We start from the raw sequence: 6,000 nt of genomic DNA, 5'->3' as shown, positions 1-6,000 counted from the left end.
CCTCATCCGTCAGATCATGCCGACCCGCAACATCCACCACGAGCCCGCAGCATGCCGAACCCCCAGGTCAACCCGCAATTCCGAAACACGCCCTAACCTTCGCCACGTGGTCTCCGCCGAGGATGCTTCTCCCGCCGTCCCGCTCGTCGATCCCCGCCGCGTTGCCGTCCTGACCCGCATGGGTCCTGGGCAGCCCTACCAGGACCAGACTTGGAAGATCGCCGACGTCCGCGAGGACCGGCACTACGTCCATATCACCTTCAAAGGCGGGAAGTCCTACCCGTACGGTCGTTCCCGTGCCCTCGTCCTCAACGGGCCGACACCGGTTCCGGTGACGCCACGCTCGCGCGTCGCCGTCGGTGACCAGGAGTACGTCACGAACGAGGTCCTCCGCTTCCCGCACACTGAGGGCGCCTGGCTCCGCATCTTCCGCGACAGCGGGAAGCACGTCACGGTTCCCGAGTCACAGGCCCGTATCCGCGGCAACGCCGCGGGCCACCCTGGAGCTGCGAGGGTGATGACGTACCTGCGCGACATCGTCGGCCGGATGAATCCGGACTCGCCGATCCATCGTCCGTTCGCGCACTTGGAGTTCATCGACCGGGAAAGTGCTCTCGGCCGGTTCTTGCACGACGGCGACGTCGGCTCGCACGAGAATGAACGGCCGCCGATCTACCCCTGGGGCATCAACCTCAGCCAGCGGGAAGCGGTGCACAACGCGCTGGACCACTCGGTCTCCGTCGTGCAGGGACCGCCCGGAACTGGGAAGACGCACGTGATCCTCACGGTCGTCGCGAACCTCGTGCGGACGCCGGGCACGACAGTCGGGGTCGTCTCCCTGAGCAACCCCGCCGTGGAGAACGTGCGGGACAAGCTAGTGAAGCGTGGGTTCGGCTGGCTGATCGCAGACCTCGGGAAACGGGAGAAGCGTGATGCCTTCTTCGCCGGCCTCGAGAAGCCCCGCCACGAACGTGCAGTCGCTCTCGCAGGCGTCGATCCCACCGGACCTCTCGACAAGGAGCTGGCGAACCTCGACAAGCGGCTTTCCGTGCTGGATGAGAAGGAGCGCGAGCGCGCCGAGACAGATCACGAGCTCCTCGCGTACCAGGTCGAGCAGCGTCATTTCCTCGACCATCTCGGCGCGGGCACTCCCGTCGACCCGGTTCGGCTGCCGCTGCTGCGCCGCTCCTCGCGGCACCTTTTGCGGCTCCTCGCTGAGACCGCGACGTACCCGCTACCGGAACAGCGGCTCGGCCGGATCTCCTGGTGGCTGCGGGCCTACCTTGCCAACGGAGTCGTCGGGAGGCTCGACCCGGAGGACAGCGACCTCGTGCTGCAGTTGCAGCAGCGGTTCTACGAACGGCGCATCGCGGAACTCGCGAAGAGGTCAGCGAAGCTGACGAAGGGGCTCGAGCGCGCCAAATTCCGCACCCTGCGCCAAGACCTGGCGGAACAGTCACTGAGATCCTTCCGCGCGGACCTCGCGCATCGGTACGCGAACCTTCGTGTGACGCCCGCTCCGGAGAAGCCGATACTCACGCCCGAGCTCCTCGCCGAGTTCCCCGTCGTGATCAGCACCTGCCACTCGCTGCGGAGCTCTCTGCCACGCGGCGTCATGCTCGACTACCTGATCGTCGACGAGGCGTCCCAGGTGGACCTGGCCACGGCCGCCCTCGGGCTGGCGCTGGCGAGGCACGTGGTCGTCGTCGGGGACATGAAGCAGCTCACGCACATCGCGGAGAAGGACGTGACGCGAGACCTCGTCGCGCCCGCGGCCTGGGCGAACTACGACAAGAACCTCCTCGCCGCAACTCTCGAGCGGCATGGTCCTTCGCTTCCGACGACGCTCCTGCGGGAGCACTACCGGTGCGACGCCGCCATCATCGAGTTCTGCAACCGCAAGTTCTACGACGGCGCGCTCATCCCGTTCACGACGACGACGCCGGAGAACCGACCGCTGCGGGTGATCAAGACGACACCGGGGAACCACATGCGCAGACCGCGGAGTGGCGGCGCGATGAACCAGCGCGAGGCGGACGTAGTGCACCTGGAGGTGATCCCACAGCATCTGGTTGGAGTGCCGCCGACAGAGATTGCCGTCGTGACGCCGTTCCGAAACCAGGTCGAGACGCTCGCGAAGACCATCGACCCCGAGATCGACAAGAACACCGTCCACAAGTACCAGGGTCAAGAGAAGGATGCCGTCGTCATGAACACGGTCATCTCCGAGACCTGGCGGGGACAACTCCTCCTCGACTTCGTCGACGACGCGCAGCTCGTGAACGTCGCAGTGTCCCGAGCCGCGAAGCGGTTCATCTTGGTCACCAACCACGACATGCTCCCAAAGAGCCGCAACCTGCGAGACCTCATCGACTACATCGAGTACCGCGATCACGAAGCATTGTCGACGAGCAAGGTCGTGTCGGTGTTCGACCTGCTGTACGCGGAGTACGCCGAGGCGGTCCGACCACTCGTGAGACGGGTCGGCAACCGGTCACGGTTCCGGTCCGAGAACATCGTATGGGCGGTGCTCGACGAGATCCTCGCCGAGGAGCGGTTCCGGCACCTGAACCTGTCGTTCCAGGTGTACCTGCGGAACCTGCTGCGCGGGACGGAGTCACTCACCGACACCCAGCGGAAGTACGTCCGATACAACGCGAGCGTCGACTTCGTTCTGTACAACAGGGTGACGAACAAGCCGGTCGTGGCCATCGAGGTCGACGGGTGGGCGTTCCACGCCGACTCAACGGATCAGCTGCGGCGGGACAACCTGAAGAACGAGATCCTCGACGGACTCGGACTGCGACTGGTCCGCCTGCCAACGGTGGACAGCGGCATCGAATCGAGGATCCGGGATGCGCTCGACGAGGAGCTGGTCTGACGTCGAGTCCCCACGATCATCCGGAGCAGCTACTCGAACGCGACCGGACCTTCCATGGTGTGGACGGCAACTGCCTTGCGCCCAAGACGAAGAGGCCCCGCGGACACGAAGTCCGCGGGGCCTCTCCGGTCCCATCAGGGCAGACCTACACCCAGAACGTCACCAACCCCGCTCAGCCAGTCGCACCGGCGCCGGCTCCTCCTCGACGTTGATGCCCACCATAGCCTCGCCCAGACCGCGCGAGACCTTGGCGATCACGTCGGGGTCGTCGAAGAACGTGGTGGCCTGGACGATCGCCTTGGCACGCGCGACCGGGTCACCCGACTTGAAGATGCCCGAGCCCACGAAGACGCCCTCGGCGCCGAGCTGCATCATCATCGCGGCGTCCGCCGGCGTGGCGATACCGCCCGCGGTGAACAGCACGACCGGGAGCTTGCCCGTGGTCGCGATCTCCTTGACCAGCTCGAACGGCGCCTGCAGCTCCTTGGCGGCGACGAACAGCTCGTCCTCCGGCAGGGAGGTGAGGCGGCGGATCTGCTGGCGGATCTGGCGCATGTGCGTGGTCGCGTTCGAGACGTCGCCCGTACCGGCCTCGCCCTTGGAGCGGATCATGGCCGCGCCCTCGGTGATGCGGCGCAGGGCCTCGCCGAGGTTCGTGGCACCGCAGACGAACGGCACGGTGAACGCCCACTTGTCGATGTGGTTCGCGTAGTCCGCGGGCGTCAGCACCTCGGACTCGTCCACGTAGTCGACACCGAGGGACTGCAGCACCTGGGCCTCGACGAAGTGGCCGATGCGCGCCTTCGCCATGACCGGGATCGACACGGCCTCGATGATGCCGTCGATCATGTCCGGGTCGCTCATCCGCGACACGCCGCCCTGGGCGCGGATGTCGGCCGGGACGCGCTCGAGGGCCATGACGGCCACCGCGCCCGCGTCCTCCGCGATCTTCGCCTGGTCTGCCGTGACGACGTCCATGATGACGCCGCCCTTGAGCATCTCGGCCATGCCGCGCTTCACGCGCGCGGTGCCGACGGTGCCGGCGGAACCGCCGGCGGTGTTGTTCTCAGGAGCCTCAGCCACCGTTACCTCACATCATTTCGCGCCACAGGGATAGCCGGGGCACCCAGACAGGTCGTGCGCCCCTGCCCACGATCCTACGCGCCGCGGGACGACGCCGGACCTCGCCTCCCGCGGTCCGGTCACCGGCCGTTGGTGGCAGGCACGGGGTCCAGACCGTCGGGCATCGCGTCGTCGAGCTCGACGGTCCTCGGCACGGGCGCGCGACCTGCGAGGTGGAACAGCCGCACGTACCAGTGCCGGCGCACACGCTGCGCCTGCGCCACGGCCTCGTTGTGGAACCGGCGCGCCAGCGTGGCCCGGTACCAGGCCGCCGCGAGGGAGTCGAGCAGCAGGTCGCCCGGGTCGACGGCCCGGAGCGCATGGATCGCCTCCGGCGGTCCCAGCGCCTCGCGCAGGGTCGCCGACAGGGCGCTCTCCGCACGCTCGCGCACCGCTCCCAGGCCGTCGATCCCGAAGGTGGCCAGCACCAGGGCGGACGGGGCACGAAGGGCTCCCGGACCGCCGTCGGACGGGTCGCTCATCACCTCGCCCGACGCGCCCGCGGCGTCCACCACCGCGTACGCCGTCTCCGCCACCAGCACTGCGCTCGCAGGGTCCAGCACCCCGGAGGCCGCGAGGTCCACGGCTGCCGAGGCGCGCCGCACGAGCTGGGTGTCCAGGGCGATGCGCGACGCCGCGACCTTGCGGTGCAGCCGGTCCAGGCGGGACGCCGAACGCCACGCCAGGAACACGACGACCACCGCGACGGCGAGCGCCCAGAACGCGATCTCCGACCAGCTCATCGCGGTCGGCCCCCCGCGCTCCCGCCCGGCTGCCGCACCGGGTCCTCCGGCGCGTCCCCGGGCTGCTGCGACTCCATGTCGCGGGGAAAGAGACCCAGGAAGCGGGCCGACGCGTCGTCGTGCCCCCCGATCGCCTCCCCCGCCTCGATGGCCATCTCGTACACGGCGAGCACCTGCTGGCTGATCGTGGCCCAGTCGAATCGCTGCACGAAGCCCGCGGCCCGCTCCCGGTACGCGTCCCGGCGGACCGGGTCCGCCAGCAGCTCCAGGATCGTCGCCGCGAGGTCGTCGCTGTCGCCGACGCGGAACAGGGCCCCGGCCGCGCCGTCGTCGAGCACGCGATGGAACGCGCCGAGGTCGCTCGCCACGACGACCGCCCCGGCGCTCATGGCCTCGACCAGGACGATGCCGAAGCTCTCGCCGCCCGTCTGGGGGGCCACGTACAGGTCGACGGACCGGAGCAGCCGTGCCTTGTCCTCGTCGGACACCCCGCCCAGGAACTCCACCGCCCCGGCGTGGGGGCCGAGCGCCTCACGGGTCTCCTCCTGCGCGTCCTCGCCGCGTCCCGCCACCAGGAACCGGGCGCCGGGCGCCTTCTCCAGGACCCGCGGCACCGCGCCGACGAGCACGGACAGGCCCTTGCGCGGCTCGTCGATGCGGCCCAGGAAGGCGATCGTCGGCGCGTCGGGCGTGCCCGACCACCCCCGCCGGGGCTCGGCGGTGGCGAACGGCGCGGTGAAGACGCCGTTCGGGATGACGACGGCGTCGCCGCCCAGGTGGTCGACGAGCGTCCGGCGGGCGTCCTCCGACACGGCGATGCGGGCCGCGATCTTCTCCAGGCTCTGACGCACCAGCGGATAGGCGATCTGCAGCGCGCGGGAGCGCACCAGGGAGGAGTGGAACGTGGCGACCACCGGTGACTGCGCCTGCCAGAGGGCCAGCATCGACAGCGACGGTGTCATCGGCTCGTGCAGGTGCAGCACGTCGAACTCGCCCGCCTCCAGCCAGCGCCGCACCTTCGACGCGGTCATCGGCCCGAACGTCAGGCGCGCCACCGAGCCGTTGTAGGGGACGGGCACGGCACGTCCCGCCGGCGTGACGAAGTCCGGCAACGGGGTGTCGTCGCTCGCGGGAGCCAGGACCTCGACGTCGTGGCCCTCCGCCATCAGCGCCTCGGCCAGGTCGCGCACGTGGAACTGGACCCCGCCCGGCGCGTCGAACGAGTACGGGCACACGATGCCCACCCGCAGGCGG

Annotated in this window: 4 protein-coding genes; 1 reads left to right on the top strand and 3 read right to left on the bottom strand. The window is 69.3% G+C overall.

The window, feature by feature from the left end; translation table 11 throughout:
• The first annotated feature begins 106 nt into the window (after positions 1-106).
• A complete protein-coding gene (locus tag D1350_RS20185; RefSeq protein WP_164545249.1) occupies positions 107-2,881 on the top strand; it encodes an AAA domain-containing protein in 2,775 nt (924 codons plus the stop codon).
• A 159-nt stretch (positions 2,882-3,040) separates the two neighbouring features.
• Here the strand turns inward: D1350_RS20185 and pdxS are convergent, their stop codons facing one another.
• The 3 genes from pdxS to D1350_RS20170 form a co-directional block, all read right to left on the bottom strand.
• Entirely contained in the window at positions 3,041-3,964 is a 924-nt protein-coding gene (pdxS, locus tag D1350_RS20180) for a pyridoxal 5'-phosphate synthase lyase subunit PdxS (RefSeq protein WP_125777835.1), read from the bottom strand.
• 119 nt (positions 3,965-4,083) lie between these two features.
• A complete protein-coding gene (locus D1350_RS20175) occupies positions 4,084-4,746 on the bottom strand; it encodes a hypothetical protein (RefSeq protein ID WP_125777834.1) in 663 nt (220 codons plus the stop codon).
• Positions 4,743-5,996, bottom strand: coding sequence for a glycosyltransferase family 4 protein (locus D1350_RS20170; protein WP_125777850.1), 1,254 nt, complete (start codon positions 5,994-5,996; stop codon positions 4,743-4,745). Before D1350_RS20170 ends, D1350_RS20175 begins: the two co-directional genes overlap by 4 nt.
• Positions 5,997-6,000 lie beyond the last annotated feature (4 nt).

It is taken from the genome of Antribacter gilvus, from assembly GCF_003946865.1.
GTDB classification, from domain to species: domain Bacteria; phylum Actinomycetota; class Actinomycetes; order Actinomycetales; family Cellulomonadaceae; genus Antribacter; species Antribacter gilvus.
The sequence above is the reverse complement of the archived record's forward strand: the minus strand, read 5'-3'. Positions and strand labels throughout refer to the sequence as shown.

Bases quoted from the DNA above. Each gene is read 5' to 3' on its own strand.
- D1350_RS20175 (WP_125777834.1), bottom strand. From the start codon at position 4,746: ATGAGCTGGTCGGAGATCGCGTTCTGGGCGCTCGCCGTCGCGGTGGTC.